General features: G+C 66.4%; 11 protein-coding genes. 3 read left to right on the plus strand and 8 right to left on the minus strand.

Annotated features, from left to right (window positions below):
• The first annotated feature begins 10 nt into the window (after positions 1-10).
• The gene (locus ACFWF1_RS11030) at positions 11-13,936 is read left to right on the plus strand and encodes an amino acid adenylation domain-containing protein (protein ID WP_379322168.1); all 13,926 of its coding nucleotides are present in this window, start codon (positions 11-13) and stop codon (positions 13,934-13,936) included.
• A 204-nt stretch (positions 13,937-14,140) separates the two neighbouring features.
• Here ACFWF1_RS11030 and ACFWF1_RS11035 read toward each other — a convergent pair whose 3' ends face one another.
• The 8 genes from ACFWF1_RS11035 to ACFWF1_RS11070 all read right to left on the minus strand — a co-directional run bounded on the left by ACFWF1_RS11035 (position 14,141) and on the right by ACFWF1_RS11070 (position 22,047).
• Entirely contained in the window at positions 14,141-14,614 is a 474-nt protein-coding gene (locus ACFWF1_RS11035) for an SRPBCC family protein (RefSeq protein ID WP_379281614.1), read from the minus strand.
• Between the two features lie 177 nt (positions 14,615-14,791).
• Positions 14,792-15,511, minus strand: coding sequence for an aspartate/glutamate racemase family protein (locus ACFWF1_RS11040; RefSeq protein WP_379281615.1), 720 nt, complete (start codon positions 15,509-15,511; stop codon positions 14,792-14,794).
• A gap of 10 nt (positions 15,512-15,521) precedes the next feature.
• A complete protein-coding gene (locus ACFWF1_RS11045) occupies positions 15,522-16,811 on the minus strand; it encodes an NAD(P)/FAD-dependent oxidoreductase (protein ID WP_379281616.1) in 1,290 nt (429 codons plus the stop codon).
• 9 nt (positions 16,812-16,820) lie between these two features.
• A complete protein-coding gene (locus tag ACFWF1_RS11050; protein WP_379281617.1) occupies positions 16,821-17,696 on the minus strand; it encodes a family 3 encapsulin nanocompartment shell protein in 876 nt (291 codons plus the stop codon).
• 50 nt (positions 17,697-17,746) lie between these two features.
• Positions 17,747-18,586, minus strand: coding sequence for an SDR family NAD(P)-dependent oxidoreductase (locus tag ACFWF1_RS11055; RefSeq protein ID WP_379281618.1), 840 nt, complete (start codon positions 18,584-18,586; stop codon positions 17,747-17,749).
• 4 nt (positions 18,587-18,590) lie between these two features.
• Complete coding sequence (locus tag ACFWF1_RS11060; RefSeq protein WP_379281619.1) at positions 18,591-19,541, minus strand: sulfotransferase; 951 nt, start codon at positions 19,539-19,541, stop codon at positions 18,591-18,593.
• A complete protein-coding gene (locus ACFWF1_RS11065; protein ID WP_379281620.1) occupies positions 19,538-20,707 on the minus strand; it encodes an MFS transporter in 1,170 nt (389 codons plus the stop codon). The genes ACFWF1_RS11060 and ACFWF1_RS11065 overlap by 4 nt, the downstream gene beginning before the upstream one ends.
• Positions 20,704-22,047, minus strand: a complete 1,344-nt coding sequence (locus ACFWF1_RS11070) for a DegT/DnrJ/EryC1/StrS family aminotransferase (RefSeq protein ID WP_379281621.1) — start codon at positions 22,045-22,047, stop codon at positions 20,704-20,706. The genes ACFWF1_RS11065 and ACFWF1_RS11070 overlap by 4 nt, the downstream gene beginning before the upstream one ends.
• Positions 22,048-22,597: 550 nt before the next feature.
• Here ACFWF1_RS11070 and ACFWF1_RS11075 point away from each other — a divergent pair.
• Together ACFWF1_RS11075 and ACFWF1_RS11080 are read left to right on the plus strand one after the other, a co-directional pair.
• Positions 22,598-23,536 carry an RNA polymerase sigma factor gene (locus ACFWF1_RS11075; protein ID WP_379281622.1) on the plus strand — a complete coding sequence of 313 codons (939 nt, stop codon included), beginning with the start codon at positions 22,598-22,600 and terminating at the stop codon, positions 23,534-23,536.
• A gap of 224 nt (positions 23,537-23,760) precedes the next feature.
• The gene (locus tag ACFWF1_RS11080) at positions 23,761-24,786 is read left to right on the plus strand and encodes a beta-mannosidase (RefSeq protein WP_379281790.1); all 1,026 of its coding nucleotides are present in this window, start codon (positions 23,761-23,763) and stop codon (positions 24,784-24,786) included.
• Position 24,787 lies beyond the last annotated feature (1 nt).

Genomic DNA, 24,787 nt, shown 5'->3' on the forward strand with positions numbered 1-24,787 from the left:
GGTCGATGGTGTGTCGTGGCGGATTCTGTTGCCGGACTTGGCGTCCGCGTGGCAGGACGTGTCGGCGGGGCTGTCCCCGGTGTTGCCGGGGACCGGAACGTCGATGCGGCGCTGGGCGCACGGGTTGGTCGAGCAGGCCGCCGCGCCGCGGCTGGTAGCGGAATTGCCCTGGTGGCGTTCGGTTCTCGACGGGCCCGATCCGATGCTGGGCGCCCGGCCGCTGGACCCGGACGTCGATGTCATGGCGACCGTGGACTACGTCAGTGTGCAGATTCCGGCGGCGGCGAGCGAGGCGTTGCTGACCGCGCTGCCGACAGCATTCCACGGCGGCGTGGAGGACGGATTGCTGGCGGCTCTGGCAGTGGCGGTTACTCGCTGGCACGACAGCCACGGCGTGGGTGCCGACTCGGTGCTGATCCGGTTGGAAGGCCATGGCCGCGAAGAGGACACCGTCCCCGGTGCCGATCTCTCGTCCACGGTCGGCTGGTTCACCAGTATGTTCCCAGTGCGGTTGGCCGCGAAGCCAACCGAGTGGGACGAGCTCTGTGCCGGTGGTCCGGCCGCGGGTGCTTTGGTGAAGTCGGTCAAGGAGCAACTGCGTGCGGTGCCGGGCAAAGGCATCGGGTATGGGTTGCTGCGCTATCTCAACCCCGAGACCGCCGCTGTGCTGCAACAGTTTCCGAGCGGGCAGATCGGATTCAACTACCTCGGGCGGTTGACCGCCACGGACCTGCTGCCGCAACGGCTGCGGGGCGCGGGCTGGACCCCGGCCGAGGGTGGTGCGGGATCCATCGCGGCGCCGGACCCGGCGATGTCGGCGATGGCGGTGCTGGACGTCAACGCGATGGTGGTCGACACCAGCGAAGGGCCGGTACTGCAGGCGGTATTCGCGGCCCCCAGGGGAGTGCTGTCGAAGACCGAGACCGCGAACCTGGCGGACCTGTGGCAGGGCGCGGTGCTGGGCTTGGCGGAGCACGTCGGCGCGTCGTGTGCGGGTGGTTTGACGCCGTCGGACCTGTCGTTGGTGCGGTTGGGGCAGCGCGAGATCGAGGTGCTGGAGGCCCGCTACCCGAGTTTGGTGGATGTGTGGCCGTTGACCTCGATGCAATCGGGCTTGCTGTTCCACCACGTGATGGCGGAATCGGGATTCGACGCCTATCACCTGCAGGTCGTGTTCGGGTTGTCCGGGCAGGTGGATCCCGAGCGGATGCGCAAGGCCGGGCAGGGGCTGGTGGATCGGTATCCGAATCTGCGGGCGGGCTTTGTCACGGGAGCCGTTGGTGATCCGGTACAGGTCGTCGTCGACGGTGTCGAATTGCCGTGGCGGGTGGTAGATCTGCGCGAGCTCGGCGAGTCCGATCGTGCTGCGGCGTTGGCGCGGTTGCTGATCGAGGATCGGCACACGCACTTCGAGATGGCGGTTCCGCCGCTGTTGCGGTTGACGCTGGTGCTGATGACCGGCCAGCGCTCGGAGCTGATGCTCACCGCGCACCATCTGGTGTTGGACGGCTGGTCGCTGCCGCTGCTGCTGCGGGACCTGCTGCGGCTCTACGGGTCCGGTGGTGACGTCTCGGCGTTGCCGCAAGCGTCCGAATACAAGCACTTCCTGAAGTGGTTGTCCGAGCAGGACTCCCGCGCCGGTGTGCGGGCCTGGGTGGACGAACTCGACGGCGTGTACGAACCCACGCTGCTGGCCAGTACGACCGGTAGCGCTGCGGGCGCCGAGGTCGACCAGGTCGACGTACCGCTCACTGCGGCAACAGCTTCGGCGTTGCCGCGGCGGGCCGGTGCGCTCGCGGTCACCGTCAACACCGTCGTGCAGGCGGCGTGGGGAATCCTGCTCGCCAAATCGACCGGTCGCCACGACGTGATCGCCGGCGCCACCGTGTCGGGGCGCCCGCCTGCCATCGCGGGTGTGGATTCGATGGTCGGGTTGTTCATCAATACCGTGCCGGTCCGCGTGCGGTTCGGTCCTCGCGAGACGCTCGGCGACGTGCTGCGGGACTTGCAGGCCCGGCAGGTCGCGCTGCTCGACCATCATCACATCGGGCTGAGCGATATCCATCAGGCGACCGGGTTGCCCGTCCTGTTCGACACGCTCATCGGTTTCGAGTCCTATCCCGTCGACCAGGCCGGGATCGGTGCCGCCGCGACCACCAGCGGTATCGCCATTACCGATCTGCGCCCGCACGCGCCTACGCACTACCCGCTCACGGTCGTCGCGGGTGCCGCGCCCACGCTGCAACTCCGGCTCGAATATCGCACCGATGTGTTCGATCGGGTCACGGTCGAGGCGCTGGCGGCGCGGTTCGTGCGGATACTGCAGCAGGTGGTGTCGGACCCGAATATGCCGGTGGGATCGATCGATATCCTCGGTGCCGACGAACGTCAATTGGTGCTGCATCGGTGGAACGACACGGCGGCCGACATCCCGGATGCGACCGTCGTCGGGCTGTTCCGAGCGCGAGTGGCCGCGACCCCGGATGCGGTTGCCGTTGTCTGCGCTGATGTCGAAACCTCGTACCGCGAACTCGACTCTCGTGCTCGGCATTTGGCGCAGGAGCTGATCGCGCGCGGAGTCGGGCCCGACACCGTTGTCGCGGTCGCGTTGCCTCGGTCGGCGGAGCTGATCGTCGCGATGGTGGCGGTACTGCAGGCCGGCGGCGGGTATCTGCCGATCGACCCGGCCTATTCCTCGGATCGGCTGGCGTTCGTGCTCGCCGATGCCGCGCCGGTTGTCGTCGTCACCGATTCCGCTACCGCGGCAGTGTTGCCCGACAGCGCGACTACGCGTCTCTACCTCGATGCGCCCGGCACCACCGATGCGCCGGAGTGGACCGGTTCGGTCGCGGTACGGCCGGCGGATCTGGCATATCTGATCTATACATCCGGCTCCACGGGCGTGCCGAAAGGTGTTGGTATCACGCACCGTAACGTGGTGAACCTCGTCGCCCAGGCGTGGTCGTCCGGTCCAGAGGATCGGGTGCTGGTGCATTCCTCGGTCGCGTTCGATGCCTCGACCTATGAGATCTGGCCTGCCCTGTGTGGTGGCGCGACGCTGGTGGTCGCCGTTGAGCAGCGGTCGGATCCGGGAGAGATCACCCGGCTGGTGCAGACCCGCGGGGTGACGAAGGTTTTTGCGACGCCACCGTTGCTGTCGGCGTTGGTCGATTACGTAGAGTCGTTGCCGGACAATCCTTTGCGAAGTTTGCGGCAGGTGAATACCGGGGCGGACACGCTCACCGCGGAACTTGTCGGCGCGCTCGAGGACAAGTGCGGGATCGAGCGGATCGACAACCTGTACGGCCCGACCGAGGCGACGGTCAATGTGACCGCCTGCCGCGTGCCCGGGGATGTCGGCGCGGTGGTTCCGATCGGTGGTCCGGTAACCAACACTCGGGTATTCGTGTTGGATCCGTGGCTGATGCCTGTTCCGGTCGGGATGGCCGGTGAGTTGTACGTTGCCGGTGCCCAATTGGCGCGAGGCTATCGCGGTCAGCCGGGTATGACGGCGGCGCGGTTCGTGGCTGATCCGTTCGATCCGTCCGGTGGCCGGCTGTATCGCACCGGTGACGTCGTGCGCTGGAATGCCGTCGGGCAGTTGGAGTTCGTGGGCCGGGTCGATGATCAGGTGAAGATCCGCGGCTTCCGAGTCGAGCTCGGCGAGGTGGAAACCGTTCTGGCACAGCATTCGTCGGTATCCCAGGCGGTAGTGGTGGCACGCGGCGCCGGTAGCAAGCAGCTGATCGGATACGTAGTCGCCGACCGGGCGAGTGCCGATGGACTCGACGGGGGAGCGGTGTGCCGGTTCGCGGCGGAGCGGCTGCCGGACTTCATGGTGCCGGCGGTGGTGCTGGTGATCGACGCGGTGCCGTTGACCGCGAGCGGCAAACTCGACCGCAAGGCGCTGCCTGATCCGGAACTGAGCTCGTCGGTGGCCTATCGCGCGCCGCGCACGGATCAGGAACAGGTGCTGGCCGGTGTGTTCGCCGAGGTGCTCGGCGTGCCGCGGGTGGGCGTGGACGACAGCTTCTTCGAGCTGGGTGGCGACAGTATTCGCTCGATTCAGGTGGTGTCGCGGGCGCGTGAGCTGGGGGTGGAGGTCAGTCCGCGGGAGGTGTTCGAGCATCGGACGGCAGCGGCGTTGGCGGCGGTCGCGCACACCCGTGCGGTGACCGGGCCGGTGTTGGCGGAGCTGGCCGGTGGTGGCACCGGGTGGATGCCGCTGCTGCCGGTGGCGCGGTTCGTGCGCGACCTGGGCGCGGGATTCGACAGTTTCACGCAGTCGATGTCGCTGGACCTGCCGGTGGGTATCGATCGGGCCGGGTTGGTGGCGACGTTGGCCGCGGTGTTCGATCGGCACGATGTCCTGCGGTCGCGGTTGGTCGATGACGAGCGTGGTGCGGGGCTCGAGGTCGAGCCGGTGGGGGTCGTGGAGGTCGATCGGTTGCTGCACCGCGTCGAGATGGCCGCCGTCGAGGAGCAGTACGGGGGTCAGGCCGAGGCGATCGTGGCGCAGGTGGGGGCGGCGGTCGAACGGTTGGCTCCCGCTGCGGGGGTGATGGTTCAGTTCGTGTGGTTCGATGCCGGAGACTCCCGGCCGGGCCGGCTGTCGATCGTGGCGCATCACCTGGTGGTCGATGGTGTGTCGTGGCGGATTCTGTTGCCGGACTTGGCGTCCGCGTGGCAGGACGTGTCGGCGGGGCTGTCCCCGGTGTTGCCGGGGACCGGGACGTCGATGCGACGATGGGCGCACGGATTGGCCGAGCAAGCGACCCGGCCGGAGCGGGTGGCCGAGTTGCCTTGGTGGGCTTCGGTTCTCGACGGTCCTGATCCTGTTCTGGGTAGTCGGGCCTTGGATCCCACGGTCGACGTGATGGCCACTGTCGAGCATGTGCAGGTGCAGATTCCTGCGTCGGTGACCGAACCGCTGCTGACCACGTTGCCCGCGGTGTTCCATGGTGGCGTCGAGGACGGGTTGCTGGCGGCGTTGGCCGCCGCGGTGACCCGCTGGCGCGACGAGCGCGGTGCGCGTGCCGACTCGGTATTGATCCGGCTGGAAGGCCATGGCCGCGAAGAGGACACCGTGCCCGGTGCCGATCTCTCCAGCACCGTCGGCTGGTTCACCAGTATGTTCCCCGTGCGACTGGCCGCGTCGGCAGCGGAGTGGGAGCAGCTGTGCGCCGGCGGTCCGGCCGCGGGCGCCTTGGTGAAGTCGGTCAAGGAGCAACTGCGCGGCGTGCCGGACAAGGGCATCGGATACGGGTTGCTTCGATACCTCAATCCCGAGACAGCCGCTGTGCTGCAACAGTATTCGACCGGTCAGATCGGCTTCAACTACCTGGGCCGGGTCACTTCGATGGACCTGCTGCCGCAACGACTGCGCGGCGCGGGCTGGACACCCTCGGCCGAGGTCGGACAGCTGATCACGCCGCTCGATCCGGCGATGCCCGCGATGTCGGCGCTGACCGTGAACATGTTGGTGGTCGACACCGACGAGGGACCGGTGCTGCAGGCGGTGTTCGCCGCGCCTGCCGGCGTGTTGGCGGACACCGAGATTCGGGAGTTGGCCGAGCTGTGGCGGAGCGCGGCGATCGGGCTGGCAGAGCACGCCACCATGTCGGGTGCGGGCGGCTTGACGTCGTCGGATCTGTTGGCGCCGCTGACTCAGGGTGAGATCGAGGTGTTGGAGGCTCGGTATCCCAGGTTGGTCGATGTGTGGCCGTTGACCTCGATGCAGTCGGGGTTGCTGTTCCATCAGGTATTCGCGGGTTCGGGATTCGACGCCTATCACATGCAGGTCGTTTTCGGGCTGGCCGGACGAGTGGATCCGGAACGGATGCGGGTGGCCGGTCAAGAGCTGCTGGACCGGTATCCGAATCTGCGTGTGGGCTTTGTCGCTGGCGCACACGGTGATCCGGTGCAGGTCGTGGTCGATGGCGTCGAGTTGCCTTGGCGTGTACTCGATTTGCGCGATCTGGACGAGACCGCACGTGGTGCGGCGGCGGAGCGGTTGCTGATCGAGGATCAGCACACGCATTTCGATGTGACGGTCCCGCCGTTGCTCCGGTTGACGCTGGTGTTGCTGACCGACGACCGATCGGAGCTGGTGTTCACCGCCCATCACGTGCTGATGGACGGCTGGTCGCTGCCGCTGCTGATCCGGGACCTGTTCGGCCGCTATGGTTCGACCACTGCGTTGCCGCAGCCGCCTGCCTTCACAGAGTTCCTGAAGTGGTTGCGCGAGCAGGATTCTCAGGCGGGTATCCAGGCGTGGACTCGGGAACTCGACGGCGTGCGCGAGCCAACGCTGCTCGCGGGCAAGGCGGGGAATGCCGTGGCGGGCGGGGTGGCGCGGGTCGACGTGCCGCTGCCGGAGCAGACCGCGCTGGCGCTGAGCCGCCGGGCCACGGCCCTCGGGATCACCCTGAATACTGTCGTGCAAGGTGCGTGGGGGATGCTGCTCGCCGCATCGACCGGCCGTCACGACGTGATCACCGGCGTGACCGTGTCGGGTCGGCCGCCGGTACTGGCGGGTGTGGATTCGATGGTCGGGCTGTTCATCAACACCGTGCCGGTGCGCGTGCGGTTCGGTCCGGGCGACACTCTCACCGATGTGCTGACCGGGCTGCAGGCCCGCCAGGCGGCGCTGCTGGACCATCATCACGTCGGGTTGGTCGATATCCATCAGGCGACCGGGTTGCCTGTCTTGTTCGACACCCTGATCGGGTTCGAGTCCTATCCCGTCGACCAGGCCGGAATAGGTGCGGCCGCGGCGGCGACCGGTGTCGCGATCACCGACGTGCAACCCAAAACGCCCTCGCACTATCCCCTGACGGTCGTGGCGAATGCTGCCCCGGCCTTGCGACTGCACTTCGAGTACCGCACCGATTCGTTCGATCGAGCCACGGTCGAGGCGTTGGCGACCCGATTCGTACGGATATTGCAGCAGGTCGTGACGGATTCGGACGTTGCGGTGGGAGCGATCGATATCCTCGGTAGCGAGGAACGCGAGTTGGTATTGCGCCGGTGGAACGACACCGCCGCCGATATTCCGGACACCACCATCATCGGACAGTTCCAGTCGCAGGTTGCCGCCGTTCCGGACGCGGTCGCGGTGGTCTTCGATGACGAACAGCTGACTTACCGAGAGCTCGACCGTCGTGCCGATCGGCTTGCGCGAGGGCTGGTTTCGCGTGGGGTCGGCCTGGACAGCGTGGTGGCGGTGGCGTTGCCGCGATCGGCAGACCTGATCGTGGCATTGCTCGCGGTGTTGAAAGCCGGTGGTGCGTATCTGCCGATCGATCCGGCTTATCCCTCGGATCGGTTGTCCTTCATCCTTGGCGACGCGGCCCCGGTTGTTCTCGTGACCGACTCCGCTACGGCATACTTGCTGCCCGCTTCGGAGACACCACACCTCTATCTCGAAACACCGGTGCCGGACGAGCCCGGTCTGGATCGAATCGCCGCGGTGGGGCCGCAGAATCTGGCGTACGTCATCTACACGTCCGGCTCCACCGGCGTACCCAAAGGCGTTGCCGTCACGCACCGCAATGTGGTGGCTTTCGCGACCAAGCAGGAATGGCGGGGCGGTGCGCACGAGAGTGTGCTGGTGCATTCCTCGGTCGCGTTCGATGCCTCCACCTATGAGATATGGGTTCCACTGTTGGGCGGTGGCCGGGTAGTTGTCGCGCCGTCGGAACGCACTGACATCGCGACGCTCGGCCGATTGCTCGTGGCGAGCGGGGTCACCGGGGCATTTCTCACCACTCGTTTGTTCGAGCTGTTCATCGATCACAGCCCCGAGGCGCTCGCCGGGCTCCGCCAGGTGTGGACCGGCGGCGAGGAGATGCCGGCCGAGGTGTTCGAGCGCGCTTTGCGGATGTGCCCGGACACCCGCATCGTGCACGTGTACGGGCCCACCGAGACAACGACTTTCGCGATCCGGCGGCCGTTCGACGCCGCGGCGCGCTTCGGGGGCGGTTCGGTGGCGATCGGGTCCGCGTTGGCCAATGTGCGGGCGTTCGTGCTGGATTCGTGGTTGGCACCGGTGCCGGTCGGGGTCGCCGGCGAGTTGTACTTGGCCGGTGCGCAGCTGGCGCGCGGTTATCGCGGGCGGGCGGGGTTGACGGCGGCGCGGTTCGTCGCCGATCCGTTCGATCCGTCCGGTGGTCGGTTGTATCGCACTGGCGATGTGGTGCGGTGGAATGCCGCGGGGGAGTTGGAGTTTGTCGGCCGGATCGATGATCAGGTCAAGATCCGGGGCTTCCGGGTCGAACCCGGCGAGGTCGAAATCGCACTGGCCCAACATCCTTCGGTAGCCCAGGCCGTTGTGGTAGTGCGCGACACCGCGGTTGGCGGCAAGCAGCTGATCGGGTATGTGGTCGCCGACGGTGTCGAGGGCGGCCAGGTGCGCCGGTTCGCCGCAGAGCGGCTGCCGGAGTTCATGGTGCCCGCCGCGGTGCTGGTGATCGACGCGGTGCCGCTGACCGCGAACGGGAAGCTCGATCGGGCCGCGCTGCCCGTGCCCGAGCTGGTGTCCTCGGTGCCGTATCGGGCGCCGGGCACGCTCCAGGAGCGGATGGTGGCCGAATTGTTCGGTGAGGTCCTGGGGCTGGCGCAGGTCGGGGTCGACGACAGCTTCTTCGAGCTGGGCGGTCATTCGCTGTTGGCTACCCGGCTGATCAGCCGGATTCGGGTGGTGCTCGGCGTCGAGGTGCCGATCCGGACGGTGTTCGATGCGCCGACGGTGGCGCAGTTGGTGAGTCGGCTCGATGCCGGGGTGCGGATGCGTCCGGCGTTGCTGGCTCGGCCGCGGCCGGATGTGGTGCCGTTGTCGTTCGCGCAGCGGCGGTTGTGGTTCATCCATCGGCTGGAGGGGCCCTCGGCCACGTACAACATTCCGTTGGCGGTGCGGCTGCGCGGGGTGGATGTGTCGGTGTTGACCGCCGCGGTCGGTGACGTCGTTGCGCGGCACGACAGTCTGCGCACTGTCTTCGTGGAAGTCGACGGTGTCCCGACCCAGCGGGTGCTCGCGGCCGGCAGTGTCGAGGTCCCGGTGAACGTCACCGACGTGGCACCCGCCGAAGTGGAAGCGGCCGTGATCGGGGCGGTGCGCTACGGGTTCGACCTGTCCACGGAGATCCCGATTCGGGTCACGGTGGTGCGATACGGCACGGACGAGTGTGTCGTGGTGCTGTTGATTCACCACATCGCCGGTGACGGCTGGTCGATGTCACCACTGCTGCGGGATCTGTCGGTGGCATATACCGCGCGCGCCGAGGATCGGGCGCCGGGGTGGTCACCGCTGCCGGTGCAGTACGTGGACTACACGCTGTGGCAACAGGACCTGCTGGGATCGCAGACCGATCCGGACAGCGTGCTGTCGCAACAGTTCGACTATTGGCGTAGTGAGCTCGACGGTCTGCCGGAGCAACTGCGACTGCCTACCGATCGGCCGCGGCCGCGAGTCGCCAGTTATCGCGGCGACATGGTTGTCTTCGGCATCGATGCCGGCACGAGGGCCGGACTGGAACGATTGGCCGCTCGCGAGGGCGCCACGGTGTCGATGGTGTTGCAGTCGGCGTTGGCGGTACTGCTGTTCAAACTCGGTGCGGGGGAGGATATTCCGATCGGCGCACCGGTGGCAGGCCGCACCGACGAGGCGCTGACCGAGCTGGTCGGGTTCTTCGTCAACTCGTGGGTGCTGCGCGCGAAAGTGGCGCCCGCCGCGTCGTTTACCGAGATACTCGGCGAAGTCAGGGCGAAAGCGCTGGCCGGGTACGAGAATCAGGACGCGCCGTTCGAATTGCTGGTGGAGCTGCTCAACCCGACGCGGTCGGCGGCGCATCATCCGTTGTTCCAGGTGTCCTTGGCATTTCAGAACAACACGCTGCCGACGATGGACCTGCCGGGAGTCGGCGTCGAGCCCTACGACGCGTCCATCGCGACCTCGCGGTTCGACCTGTTCTTCAACATCGCCGACGCGCCCGCCGGTCACCAGTGGGGCGGGTTCGTCGAATACGCGACCGAGCTGTTCGATCGGTCCACGGTCGAGGCGATGGTGGCGCGGTGGGCACGGATACTGCGGCAGGTCGTCTCGGACCCGGGCATGCCGGTGGGGTCGATCGATGTGCTCGACGCCGCCGAACGTGACCTGCTGTTGGACCGGTGGAACGACACCGCGGTCGATGTCCAGGACATGACCATGGTCGAGCTGTTCCAGACCCACGTCGCTCGTACTCCGGAAGCGGCCGCGGTGATCTGTGGTGCGACCGAGTTCTCGTATCGGGACCTCGATACTCGCGCGAACATGCTTGCGCGCGTACTGATCTCGCATGGAGTGGGGCCGGATGATGTCGTCGCCGTTGCCTTGCCCAGATCCGCGGAACTGATCGTCGCATTGCTGGCGGTCTTGAAGGCCGGTGGTGGGTATCTGCCGATCGATCCCGGGTACCCCTCGGATCGGTTGTCGTTCATCCTCACCGACGCTGCGCCGGTCGTCGTCGTGACCGACTCCGCCACTGCGGAACTGCTGCCCGACACGGCGGCACCTCGTCTGTACCTCGATACCCTCGACAGCGTCGTGTCGAGTCCGGATATCGTTGCCGCGGTCGGACCGCAGAATCTGGCGTACGTGATCTACACCTCCGGCTCCACCGGCATTCCCAAAGGTGTTGGTATCACACATCGCAATGTGGTGAGCCTGGTCGCGTCGGCGTGGCCGACCGCCGCGGCGGATCGGGTGCTCGCGCATTCCTCGATCGCGTTCGATGCCTCGACCTATGAGATCTGGCCCGCGCTGTGCGGTGGCGCCACGGTGGTGCTGGCCGGTGAGCAGCGTTCGGATCTGGTGGAGATCGCGCGGCTGGTGGAAAGCCGTTCGGTGACAAAGATGTTCGCGACACCACCGATGATGTTGGCGTTGCTCGATCACGTCGAATCGTTGCCCGGCAATCCGTTGCGAACGTTGCGCCGAGTTCTCGTCGGTGGTGCGGAGGTCACGGAAACCGTTGTCCGGAAGCTGACGGCGCAATGTGCCGGTGTCCAGGTCATGAACGGTTATGGGCCTACTGAGAGCACCGTGTGCGTGACCGATTACGACGCGGTGGGCGAGCTCGATGGTGCGGTGCCGATCGGTACGCCGGTGGCCAATACGCGGGTGTATGTGCTCGATTCGCGGCTGGTGCCGACTCCGGTGGGTGTTCCCGGTGAGTTGTATGTCGCCGGTGCCCAGCTGGCCCGTGGCTATCGTGGCCGGGCCGCGTTGACCGCGGCACGGTTTGTGGCCGATCCGTTCGATCCGGTCGGCGGTCGGTTGTATCGCACCGGTGACGTGGTGCGGTGGAACACCGCCGGGCAGTTGGAGTTCGTCGGCCGGATCGACGACCAGGTCAAGATTCGCGGGTTCCGCGTCGAGCCCGGTGAAGTGGAAACGGTACTGGCGCAACATCCGTCGGTATCCCAGGCGGTGGTCGTGGTGTCCGACACCGACACCGGCGGTAAGCAACTGGTCGGGTATGTGGTCGCGGACCAGTCCGGGCCGGTGGCCGGTGAAGACGAGCTCGTCGGCCAGTGGCAGCGGGTCTACGACGACCTGTATTCCGGTGTCGACACTGGTGTCGCGGTCGGCGGCGCGGACCGTGCCGGGTTCGGTGCGGACTTCGGCGGTTGGAACAGCAGCTACACCGTGGCGCCGATTCCGCTGGAGCAGATGCGGGAATGGCGGTCGGCCACGGTCGACCGGATCCGCGGACTGAAGCCGCGTCGGGTGCTCGAAATCGGCGTCGGCTCAGGATTGTTGATGTCGCAGTTGATACCCGACTGCGAAGAGTACTGGGCATCGGACTTCTCGGCCGCGACGATCGCCACGCTGCGCCAGCAGGTGGCCGAACTCGATGCGGGGCTGGCCGATCGCGTGTTCCTGAGTGTGCGCAGCGCCGAGGACGTCGACGGACTGCCCGAAAGCTATTTCGACACAGTGGTATTGAACTCCGTCATCCAGTACTTCCCGGGTGAACGGTATCTGCGCCGCGTGCTCGAACAGGTGTTGCGTCTGCTGGCTCCTGGCGGTGCGGTGTTCGTCGGCGACGTCCGCAACTTGGCGCTGCTGGAGGAGTTCACCACCGCCGTGCAGATCGCGCGCAACGGCGGCGAGGATCCCGCTGTCGTCGCTGATCGAGTTCGCCGCGATATCACCGCGGAACAGGAACTGCTGCTGGCACCGGATTACTTCCTGGCTTTGCGGCGTGTCCTCGACCTCGGCGCTGTCGATGTCGAACTCAAACGCGGATTCTCGGTGAACGAGCTGACCCGGTATCGATACGACGTGGTCCTGCACAAGGCGCCCGCGACGCCGGTCTCGGCGACCGACGTGCCGAAAGTCGAGTTCCGCGACCATGTTTGGCTGCGCGCCTTCCTGCGCACGCGACGGCGGGACGGCGTTCGGGTCACCGGTATCCCGCACGCGGGGCTGACCGGCCAGATCGAGGCCACACAGCGCATCCGAACCGGCGAGCCGGTCACCGCCGGCGGGCAAACAGCCCCGCTCGCCGTGAGTTTCGAAGGAATGGTCGCGGACCACGCCGCTCGGATGGACGTGGGTTTGCTGCCCGAAGACCTGCACGTCCTCGGGCAGGAACTCGGGTACACCACGGCGGTTACCTGGTCCACGGAACCTGGCCACATGGATGCGGTCTTCCTCGACACCGTGACAGCGCAGGGCCGGTCACTGGCCGACGTGTATATCGCGCCGGCACCCGTCGGCGATCCCGCTGCGTACGCGAACAGCCCGCACGCCGGTCTGCTTGCCGCCGAGGTGCGTCGATGGGTGACCGATCGGCTGCCCGAGTTCATGGTGCCGACGACGGTGATCGTGATCGACTCGGTGCCGTTGACCGCGAACGGCAAACTCGATCGCAAGGCCTTGCCGGACCCGGAGTTGGTGTCCGCGAAGGAATTCCGCGCCCCACGCACCGATCGAGAGCAGACGCTGACCGAACTGTTCGCCGAAATCCTCGGACTCGACCGGGTCGGTATCGACGACGATTTCTTCGCCCTCGGCGGCCACTCGCTGCTGGCTACCCGCCTCACCAGCCGGATTCGGATGACATTGGGCGTGGAGGTCCCGGTGCGAGTGATATTCGACGCGCCCACCGTCGCCGAATTGGTGACCCGGCTCGACGAAGGTGCTTCCGCGGGAACCGATTTCGATCCGGTGCTGAAGCTGAAGAGCTCCGGATCACGCAATCCGCTGTGGTGCCTGCATCCCGGCGGCGGTCTCGGCTGGTTCTACCAGCAACTCGGCCGGCACCTGCCCGACCGGCCGGTGTTCGCCATTCAATCCCGTGGATTGGACGGCGGGCCGGTGGCCGAATCCTTCCAGGAAATGCTGGCCGACTACATCGACCACATCCTCAGCTACCAAGAGGAAGGCCCGGTCTATCTGCTGGGTTGGTCCTACGGCGGAATCCTCGCGCACGCGTTGGCCTGCGAACTGGCGCGGCGCGGGGTGCAGGTCGGTTTTCTCGGCGTCATGGACTCCAAACCGCCGGTCGCGTCCGCCGCGGACGCCGACGTGTCGGAAGACGACGCTATGGCGGGCATCCGCGCTTGGGCCGCCGACAGATTCGGTGACCAACTCGAATCTCCCGATATTCAACGGCTGGTCGAGCAGGCGACCAAGGTACTGATCAACAACAGCACACTGCTCGATGGCTACACCGCACCGTGCTACGACGGCGACATGACGATATTCGGCGCAGCTTTGGACGAACAAGGCCATCGAAAGGCCGATTTCCAGACCGATCTCCAGCAAGCCTGGCACGGCCATATCGGCGGCCGGATAGACGTCCTGGAAGTCGAGTGCGCCCACGGCGATTTCGATCGCCCGGAAAACATGAATCTGGTGGGCCGATTGCTGAACAACCTGCTCTGATCGGCGGCCGCGCCGGTTGTCCGCGCCGCAGGCCGACGATGATCGTGGCGGCGGACCTGCTGGCGCGCTTCGGGGAAGGCGTCGATGACGACACCGCATTGCTGGCGCTGAGCATCCCGCCCGGCCGCGGTCACGCATAATCAGCGAATTCCGTACTGCCACAAGGGTGCTGCCGGATCAGTCGTCGATCTGGAGACGTCGCCCTTACAAGTTCGGTGGATGCTCGTCGAGGGTCAGCTGCAACGTCACATCGTGTTCGAGAGAGGCTTTCAAACCGCAGAGCATGAAAGCGAACCCTGCGGTGGAATCGCGAAGATTGGCGATTCTGGTATCGAGGTCACCGGTGAATCCGGACTCGGTGACACGAAGGTACGTCGTGTCGTTCTCGTACGGTGTGAGCGAGAATTCGACAGTGGTGGACTCGTCGGGAGCGTAGTTGTTCCAAGCGAAGCGAATGGTCTTGTCGGGTTCGGACTTTTCTACCCGAATCGTTCGCGACGCACCGTACATTTCCCATTCCCAGACGAGTTCGGCACCCTCGACCATGCGGCCGCTGCTCTTCGTGTACCAGAACCTGGTTGTTATCGCCGGGTCGGCCAGGGCCTCGAAAACCTCGTGCGGCGCACGACGAATGAGCATGCCGACATCCACGGACAACGGTTGTATAGGCGCAGTCATAGTTCCCCTCCTTGATCGTCCTGATCGCACGTCGGTGCGACCGAGAACTGTTGTGCCACTTGTATCCTGCGCAGACCCCATTCAACTGCGCATGGCCGGGCGCAATCCTACGGGGATAAGGTTGTCTCTGAGACGGTTTCGGTCATCGAACTACCGATAGGACGTCACGGCTCTCCCTCAACCGCGGAATGGTCGGTGGCTCAGGCTGCGGTGCACCATCTCGGTGAGGGTGACGATGTCGAAGACCGGGATGCGGAGGCGGCTCTGGATGGCGTGGCCGTAGGGGACGAGGTCCGTGCATTCGATGACCAGAGCGCCCATCTCGGGGTTGGCGGCCGCCAGTTGGTCTATCTCGTGCAGCACCTCACGACCTAGGCGGTCGGCGTCGAGGTTGTTGCGGCGGCCCTCGAGGATTACCTCGCGGAATTCTGGTTGCGCGTCCATGCCGGCGACGCAGATCGGTACCGACTCAGCGCCGACTGCCTGTAGGTGACGCTGGGTGAGGGCTTCCTTTTTCGCGACCAACAGGCCGACCTTTCGGTCCGCGGCGAGCATTCGGTGCACCATCGGCACCTGGATCAGGCTGGAGCTGTACAGCGGGATTTGGACGGCGTCGGCCAGTTGCTGTTGGAAGATGACGAGGAAGCCGCAGCCGCTGGTGATCGCTGCTGCCCCTTGGGCTTCCAGTTCCTTGGCCGCGATGATGAACGGCTCCAATAGGGTTGGGTCGGCCTCGGTGACCATCCGCTGAGGGGTTGCGCCTTGCACGACCTGGTAGATGACGGGGAAGTCGAAGGTTGTTCGATTGCGGATGTGGCCGGGGATTTTGGTGAATGCGGTGTCGAGGCAGAGGACGCCGATGGTGGTGTCGCCCTTGACACCTGGGTGTTCGATCACTGGTAACGCCTTAAGAGATTGTGCTGTCGAAACGGTCCGGCCGTAGTGCGGCCGGGTCGGTGGTGGGTTGCTCGCCGGCCAGGATTTGACTGATGAGTTCGCCGCCTGCGGGTGCGAGGCCCATGCCGATGTGGCCGTAGCCGACTGCGATCAACAGGTTGCGCAGGCCGGTGCGGCCGATCAGCGGCACCCCGTCCGGCGTGCAGGGACGCAAGCCGCTCCAGGTCTCGCGGGTCGGTGTTTCCTCCAGGTCGGGCAGGTACTCGTTGACGGTACGCAGCATTCCGCGTACGCGCCGTTCGGAGATGGCGGTGCTCATCCCGGTGAGCTCGAGCCTGCCGCCGATGCGTAGCCGGTCACCCAGCGGCACCATCGCCATCCGCCCCTCGCTCAGCAACACCGGCCGACTGGGGCCGCTGGGCGGCATATCCATGGTGACGCTGTAACCCTTGATCGGTTGCAGCGTCAGGCCGATCCCCGCCATGCGCGCGCACTCGGTCGACCACGCGCCCGCCGCGACGACTACGTCACGAGGGCGAAGATCCCCGCGATTCGTGTGCAGCCGTTCGATTTTCCCCGCTTTGACCTCGAAGGCGGTGAGATCGGTGTGTTCGCTGATCGCTACGCCCATCTCGCGCAGCACCCGGCCGAATTCGATGACGAACTCCGGCACGTGCAGGTACGCGCCTTCGGGGTTGTACAGGGCACCGTAGATGTCGAAGCGGGTCTTCGGCTCGAGCTCGTCGAGTTCGCCGGGACCGAGAACACGCAGTGGTACTCCGTTGGCGACGGTTCGCGAGACGGCCCGGCCGGCGTCGGCAAACCCCTGCGCGGACTTGTAGGCCAGCACGATGCCCGGCGACTCGAAAGTGGCGGCAATACTTGGTGATTCACACAGTTCGAGCAGTATCTCCAGGCTGCGCTTCTTCATTCCGATCAATGCGCGGAACCCGGCCGCCGCGGCAGTCGGGGTGCACGCCTGATTGAAAAGCCGAAGCCAGCGCAACAATTCGCGGTCGGCTCGCAGCTTGACGTAGAACGGCGCGTCCGCACTCAGCATGCCGAGCGAACGTAGCGAACGCATCCCAGGTTCGGCCAGCGGTGCGGCACCGTGGGTGCCGACGAAACCGGTATTCCCGTACGAGCACGACTGCGGCCCGCCCAGCGCGCCGCGCTCGAGCACCGTGACCGTAGCCCCGCTGCGCCTCAGGTGATAAGCGCAGAACAACCCGGCGACCCCGCCGCCGACGACCACCACATCCGGGTCGTTGCGTACGGGAGCCGCCTCCTCACTCGTCACGGATCCGACCTACACGGTCACGACGAAGAAGTTGGTGGGTAGGTTGACCACGACCCGCTCGTAGATCTCCGCCATGACCGCGTCACCCGGCTCGGCGAAGGTCCCCGGCGGCGGCTCGGCGAACCGGATCACCGACCGTCCCGCGTCGAAAAGCTGGGCACCGTGGCCGAAGTCGCCGACGATGGCGCTGCCCGGTTCGACGAGGCGGGTACGGCAGATGAAGACGCCGTTGTGTTCGAGGTCATCCATCAGGCGGCTGGTGCCCAACGCGCGGTAGTAGTCGACCGGGTTGATGATCAGCCCGTCGGCGGTGCCGCCCATCTGCTCGACTTCGTTGCAGGCCCACAGGATCGTCGAGGCGAAAGGGCCGGGGTTGGTTATCCGTGCGATGCCGGGGATGTTGAGCAGCCCGCCCTCGCCGCTGATGATGGTGTAGTTCTCGGCGGTGCAGAGCCGGACGATCAGCCGGTAGTTGATGAACGATTCGAAAGTCTCCGGGTCCTCCCACATTTCGGGCGGCACCTGCACCCAGGCCGTGGTGGGCAGCAGCTCCGGGATCGGCGACTTGTGGAATCGGCTGGCCAGTTCGCGGCGGACCTCGGCGCCTTCGATCGGCGCGTCGTCGGTGCCGGGCGCGCTCTCGTGCCAGTAGAACTTGCGCGGATCACGGGACAGGTCAATGGCTTTGAGCACATTGCGCGCGGGGTAGCGCGGTTTGCGCCGCGAGCTGGTGAGGGTATCGGTGATGGTCACGTCGTACTCGACGGACGCGGCGAGGCCGTCTTTCTGGCAGGCCTCGACGAACATCCGCCCCGGCGACAGTTCCTTCTTCCGGTCCGAAACGACCTGAGCCAGCGTCTCTTTGATGCCTTCGGTCTTCAGCATGTAGTGATTCCTTTCCTGTCATCGGCACACGGTGCCGAGAGCTGTGCTGTTCACTCCGATGTCGCGGAGCCGGTGACTTCGGCTTCCCAGGGCAGATGCGCCGAGGTCGGGCCGAGCACGCTCGCGCCGCCGTCGACCAATTGGACCGTGCCGGTGAGGTAGGAGGCCCGCGCGCTCGCCAGGAAGGCGGCCACGGCGGCCATCTCCTCCGGGCGGGCGATCCGGCCGACCGCCGTGTGCGTGCCCATCGCATCGAACTGTGCCTCGAGCGCGCCGTCGGTAGCTTGTTGTGCCGCAACGCGTTCCAGCAGGGGAGTGCGGGTCGCGCTCGGTGCGAGCACGTTGACCGTCACGCCGTCCCGGCCCACCTCGGCAGCGAGGGACTGCGCGAACCGCACGATGGCCGCGCGGGTCACGCCGGACATGGCCAGGCCGCTGATCGGGACGCTCGCCGTCTCCGACGCGACGAACAGCAGCCTGCCCCAGCGCGCACTCCGCAGATAGGGCAATGCGGTCAGCGCCAAGTCGACGGCGGGCAGCAACACCCCGTCGACCGCCGCCCGGTAGTCCGATATCTCGAAGGCCGCCGCGTTGCCGGTCGGCGGAGTGCCGCCACTGACGACGACGATGTGCAGGCCGCCGAATTCCGTGGCGACCTCGTCGACCCAGCGGTGGGTTGCCGCGCTGTCGGTGATATTCACGCTGGTCGCGTACACCCGGCCGCGCGCAACCTCTTTGACGGCCCGCTCCGCCGCCACCAGCCGCTCGGGGTCGCGCGCGCCGAGGGCGACGTGGGCACCCTCGGCGGCCAACTCCCGCGCAATCGCCAGCCCGATGCCGCTCGATCCGCCCGCCACCAGGGCGACCTTGTTCTCCAGACCCAGATCCACTCGGTTAGCCCTTTCCGTTCGAGTCCGCAGTGCCGAACTCGTATCCGTACCGGCGCGCAAGCGGCCACGACAGTGCCGCGACCGTGCGCCTGGCCGACTTCGGCAGCTTGGTCCGCCAGGAGTCGTCGGACGGACGGATCACGGTGGCGCCGATGTTGAACCGGTCCGGATTCCCGGTAACCGTGTGATTGGTGTGCAACTCGACCGTTCGATCGGTCACCGGGTTGGCCGCAGTGTCGCTGTCGATCAGTCGCAGCAGTTGGTCGATGGTGCCCGCCGGATCGGCGATGAAGTCCTCGTACCGCAGGAACATCGAGCGCTCCGGATAGCGTTTGGTGATCGCATGCGAGGCGAGGTTGAAGCCGGTCCAGTAGCCGGTGCTCTTGCCCGGCCCCATGGCGTACACGTATTCCTTTGGCTTACTCCATGATTGGGCGACAGCACGGGGATCGCGCACGAGATGGACGTAGTAGGGGGTGATCCCGTCGAGGTGCGCGAGCAGCGCCGCTTCGCCGGGCATCTTCGAGGTATCGACGATCACCTGCGACTCAGTGCGTTTCGCGATGGCCTGATAAATCTCGGTCATCAAAGCGGCATGCGCGCGGAGCTGCTCGCTGCGCAGGCCCCGGAGCACCCGCCAGGTGTGCCTGGTCCGGACGCTGCCGAGCTGACGCCCGATGACGGTATCGGCGTGCTCCACCAACGTGGTGCCCGCGGGTTGCCCGACCGGCAGGATCGTCGACCAGACCGGGCAGTCGACCAGCTTCCGCCCGCAGCCGCAATCCTCGTTCACACCGCGCCCCGCCGCGTTCTTCCACAGGAAATGCAGCTCACCGACGTGGAACAAGCCCGGGATCTCGTTGAGGATATTGCCGATGATGGTGCTGCCGTTGCGGCACCAGCCGGTGATGCACAGGACCTTCAGCGGTGCGCTGCCCGATGGTGTGTTCGTCATCCGTTGACCGTCTTCTCCGTGATTACCGATTGCCGGATCGTCAAGGCCAGCACCGAGGCCGCGAGCGCGCAGGCCGCGCCGACCACGAAGACGGCCGGGTAGCCGAAGCCGGCCGCGATCGCGCCGGTGGCCGGGCCCCACACGAACAGGCCCAGATCCCAGAACGAGGTGTATGCGCCGAGTGCCGCGCCCTGCTTGGAGCTTTCGGTGTTGTTCATGACCATCAGGGCCAGTGAGGGATGCAGCAGCGAGAATCCGACCCCCATCACCACGGCCCCGAGCACTGCCACCGGCAGGTTCGGCGCCCAGGCGATGATCAGCAATCCCGCGGCTTCGCCTGCGCCACACCAGGATGCGACGCGGCGCGGTCCGAGCTTGTCCGGCAAGTGGCCGATGACCAGGCGGGTGCCCGCGTACACGGCGCTGAAGGTGCTCAAAACGATGACGCCCGAGTCGATTCCGCGTTCCTGCAAGCCGGTGATGACAAACGCGGCCAGGCCGACGTAGCCCGCGGCGCCGAGCGCGAGGCCGAGGCCGGGCAGCACTGCGGGCCGCAGCATCAGCCCGCGTCCGCCGCCCGAGGGCTCGAGGTGCGGTTGCGGTGGCACGATGCTCATCAGCACGAGACCGACCAGCGGTGCGGCTACGCAGAACGCCCACACGGCGTCGATACCGAAGTGCCGCAACACCGCACCGAGCGCGGTGCCCAGCGAGATGCCGCCCCACATGGCGATGCCGTAGAGCCCGATCACCTGACCGCGCCGGCTGTGCGGCGCCAGCGACACGGTCCAGACCGCGCCGGCGACGAACAGCGCCGCCTCGCCGACACCGGCCAGCAGCCGCGCCACCATCAGGCCCGCGAAACCGATCGGCAGGAAGTAGAGCAGCCCGCCCGCCGCGATGGCGAGCGCGCCGAACCGCATGACGGAGCGATGTCCGTGCCGGTCGGCCAGCCCGCCGAAGATCGGCCGGGTGAGCAGCGCGGTGAGCGCGGTGGCCGTGACCGCGAGCCCGACCGCGAGATCGCCCGCGCCGAACTGGTCCCGCACGTGCGCGGGCAGCACCGGGATCGCCGCGGACAGGCCGAGATATCCGCAGAACAGTCCGCCGAACACGCCGGCCAGGGCCAGGCGCGGGAACGCTCCCGTTTCGGAGGGCGCCGTCATCGGTGTCCGGCCCACGCGGAGCTGGTGCCGTCATCGGTGGTCGCCGCGAGCGCGCCGACGACCTTGCGCACCGCCGCGACGAGGTGGTCACAGTCCGCCTCCGACAGCGTCGAAGAGAGCGGAATGTCCACTGCCCGTTGCAAATAGCCCGTCGCGTTGGGCAGCAGCTCCTTGATGGCCGCGGTGTCCATGCCGGGGAACATGAACCGCCAGTTCCAGAAGGCCCGGATATTGTGGTCGGCGTCCGAGCCGAGGTTGCGCGCCTCGATGCCCTCGTGGCATAGAGCTCGCGCGAACCACTGTGCGGCGCCGGTGGGAACCAGGAAGATGAACGCCTCGCCGAGATAGGCGCCGGGCGCGACCGGCCGCCGGATATGAATTCCCGCGATATCGGCCAATGCTGTTGCGACGTAATCGTAGTTGCGGCGGAAAGCGGCCAGCCGGATCGGCAACCTTTCGAGTTCGGCACGCAGCAGCGCGGCCCGGATCTCGTCCATCCGGAAACTGAGCAGCGGCAGGTCGAGGTCGGTGGCGATCGGGGGCTCGCCGTCCGGGAAGTGGCGCCGCAGCCGACCCTCGTAGGCGCCGGAAAGCACGGTGGCGCGGGCGAACAGGGCGCTGTCGTCGGTGAGCAGGAAACCGCCCTCGCCGCTGTTGAGCGCCTTGTCCGACTGGGTGCTGAAAGCCCCGGCCAGGCCGAAGGTGCCGAGTTTGCGACCGCCCAGTTCCGCGCCGAGCGCCGGGACCGCGTCCTCGAATACCGGCACGCCCATTTCCGCGGCGAAACTGATCAGCGCGGCCATATCTCCGGCGAAGCCGCGCATGTGCACGACCATGATGGCCTTGACCTGCGGGGTCCATCGGCTGCGCAGGTCGGCCACGTCCAAATGGAGGTTTTCGTCCACATCGACCAGGAATGGTATGCAACCGGCGAGAATGATGGCGCTCGGCGTCGCGGCGAAAGTGAAACCGGGACAAGCGATCAGGCTGCCGGGTTCGATGCCCGCCGCCATGATGGCCAGCGCTAATGCTGTGGTGCCGCTCGACGTGGCCAGTGCGTGTTTGCAGTCGAAATAGCGGCACAGTTCCGCTTCGAACTGGCCGCACTCGGTCTCGTGCGCGGGACGATAGTCGTACCTGAAGTAGAGGTGGCTGCGGATCGCCCGCAGTGCCGCCTCCTCATCTTCGGGGTGGACGCACACCGCGCCGCGGTCGTAAGTCGGCCAAGGTTCCAATCGAACGGGATTTCCCCCGTCGAGGGCGAGTTGTGTTTCGGCGGCATTCCGCGCGCCGGACAACTGCCGATTTGCCGCCGAATGGTCGACTTCGTTGTCTGCCATTGTATTTCCCTGCCCAACTACCCGTAAAACTCGGCGAGCTACTGCCCGCCTCGCCCGCCGCGCTCCTCCTCCGAAACGCGGCAGGACGTTTCGGGCAAACGGTACACCGAGATTTCATTCCGGATACCCGAAATCGATTGCTCGGCAATGACATCGGATCTTGGGTCTTGCCCGAGATCAACTTGTCCGGTTGGCCAAATGTCACCCGACACCGTGACGCTGATATGGCAGGACACGTGGGGCCCGCCGCGCGACCCCGAAAAAGATCTTGAAATTTCGGGTAAAGAGATCGGCCGCAGCATGCCACTAACAGGGTGACCGAGCCGAGAGCCGGAAGGGCTCGACGTCGAACCCCTACAGAGAGGTGCCATCGAGATGATGGAATTGGTATCCGTCGTTGCGGTGATGACGTGCGCGCATAGCATCACCCAGTTGACGAACGCTCTCGCTCGCAGGCTGGAAGCCCCGCCGGCACCTGCTGTGCCCGAGCGTAAAGCGCCAAGACACGGCGGTCGGCGAGGCCCATGCCGGTAAAGGGACAAGGAATCACGTGACGAGCGAGTGCACCGACGTCGAATGCGTCGACATCTCGGCAGACGATGACCTCATCACGGCTGGGCTCGAGTTCGAGCAGTTCTACTCCGGGAATCGTGCTCGGGTGGTGCGGTTCGTACGAGGTATCGCGCGCAGTCACAACCTTGCCGAGACCCAGCTCGATGCCGAGGCCGTCGCACAGGACGCGTTCGAAGACGCGTTGCGTTCCTGGGATTCGATCGAACATCCCGAACGCTGGATACTCACGGTAGCCGCTCGGGCGGTGTGGCGCCGCGTCCGCCGGGAGTGGGCAGGTCAGGAAGCGCTGCGGCTGCGCGTCCTGGACGTGTTCGACGAACTCGAACGCGACCTCGACCCGGTGTTCACCGCGGTGCTGGCGCGCACCACCGTGCTTCGGATCCTGCAGTTACCAGGCAATCAAGCCATCTGCACCTACCTACACCATGTCGAGCAGCACACGTACCGCGAGATTGCCGAGCTGCTGGACATGGCCCCGGGTACAGTCGCGTCCCACGTCCATCGTGGCGTCACATGCGTCCGCGAACAGAATCAGTACGCCCGGACCTATGGACCTGTCCGGCCACGCAAGGTCGCGCAACCACCGCGCCTGCTGACCAACCTGCCCGAATTCAGCTGGGAAACGAGCAACCGGTCCATGATCGCGGGTGCCCTTTTTATGCTCATCAACCTCGGGGGAGCAGGTTTTGCGGCCACCCTGTGGGCGGAGGGGCACTCGCCGAACCGGTTCCGCCTGTTCGTCCCGACCGGCGTCGGTGTACCAATCGGTGGACCAATCGAGACGGCGATGCCGCAATGGCTGGTCATCATGCTGTGCGTCCTCGCTGGCACAGCGGTACTGGTCGTCCTGCGGGTCGCGCTCTTGATCATTGCCGATCACTGGTGTGAAATCCGAACCCGATACGACCAGGGATAGCTAGGGTGTCGAGCGCGGATGGCGGTCGGATTCGCGTAGCGTGAGGCTGTGACCACCTGTAATGCGCAGGATTGCCCGGGTTTCCCAGTCGAGTCGGCGCGTTAGGCCGGGCGGTGGCTGCCGAAAGGGCACGTCTCGCCGGTCTACTGGCTGTCGCTGTTCTGGTGTGTGGTTGTTCGGATCATCCGTTCGCGCCGAAAGACGGACGACCGCCGCGGGCGACGCTGCCCGCGGCGGAGGCGGTGGTCACGGCCTCGCCGCAAGGGTTGCGACTGCGTGGTGCACCGTGGTGGCCCGCCGGGTTCAACGCGCCGCAGTTGGCGACGAACTGGTCGGTGAACTTCGGGTGTGGCGCGCAGACCGACCTGGACAGCTACTTCGGTGCGCTGCCTGCCAATTCGTTGACCCGCTTCAACCTGTTCCAGGCGTTGGCGATCAACAAGCGAACTGGCGCAGTGGATTTCAGCGCGGCGGACGCGGTGTTCACCGCGGCCGAGAAGTATCGGCAGGTCGTGTTGCCGGTGCTGTCACCGCAGGACGGTGGTTGTGCGGATGAGCAATTCAAGCAGCGGCAGTGGTATGTCAACGGCTGGACGACCGTCAGGCCGGTTCCAGGCCGGGCCGTGATGAGTTTCCGGGACTGGACTAAAACCGCCGTGGACCGGTGGAAGAGCGTTCCGGTCCTCGCCGGATGGGAACTCGTCGGCGAACCGGAACCGAGCAACTGCACGGGAAGCCACTGCGATCTGCCCGCCCGCACCTGCCCGCCGGACGCGGCGGCGGTGCTGCGCAAGTTCATGGACGACGCGGGAACCATTGTGCGCGAACTGGATCCGCACCGGCTGATCTTCGCCGGGTACGCGGGCGGCGGCCAGTGTGGCACTCAGGGCGATGAGTTCCGCACGGTCAGCGCGTCCCCGCAGATCGATGTGGTCGAGTACCACGACTACCTCCGTGACTCGCTGCCCGGAGATCAGTGGAACGGCCTGGGTGTTCGGCTGCGCCAGGCGGCCCAGCTGGGAAAACCATTGCTGGTGGCCGAGATCGGCGAGGAGGCCGGATCCTGCGGCAGTCTCGAAGACCGCCGCGCGCACCTGGACGCGAAGTTCGCCGCACAGCGCGCGGCCGGGTCGGCGGGGGCGCTGATCTGGGCATTCGTGCCCGACCCGCGACCCGATCAGTGCACCTTCGACGTCGGCCCCGACGACCCGCTGTGGTCGCTGGCCGCCGAGCGAACCACCGTGGGTTGAT

The sequence above is a fragment of the Nocardia sp. NPDC060255 genome, from assembly GCF_042727395.1.
Classification (GTDB): domain Bacteria; phylum Actinomycetota; class Actinomycetes; order Mycobacteriales; family Mycobacteriaceae; genus Nocardia.

Coding starts and splice junctions, on each gene's coding strand:
- ACFWF1_RS11035 (WP_379281614.1), bottom strand. CDS start 14,614: ATGACTGCGCCTATACAACCGTTGTCCGTGGATGTCGGCATGCTCATT.
- ACFWF1_RS11050 (WP_379281617.1), bottom strand. CDS start 17,696: ATGCTGAAGACCGAAGGCATCAAAGAGACGCTGGCTCAGGTCGTTTCG.
- ACFWF1_RS11060 (WP_379281619.1), bottom strand. CDS start 19,541: ATGACGAACACACCATCGGGCAGCGCACCGCTGAAGGTCCTGTGCATC.
- ACFWF1_RS11065 (WP_379281620.1), bottom strand. CDS start 20,707: ATGACGGCGCCCTCCGAAACGGGAGCGTTCCCGCGCCTGGCCCTGGCC.
- ACFWF1_RS11070 (WP_379281621.1), bottom strand. CDS start 22,047: ATGGCAGACAACGAAGTCGACCATTCGGCGGCAAATCGGCAGTTGTCC.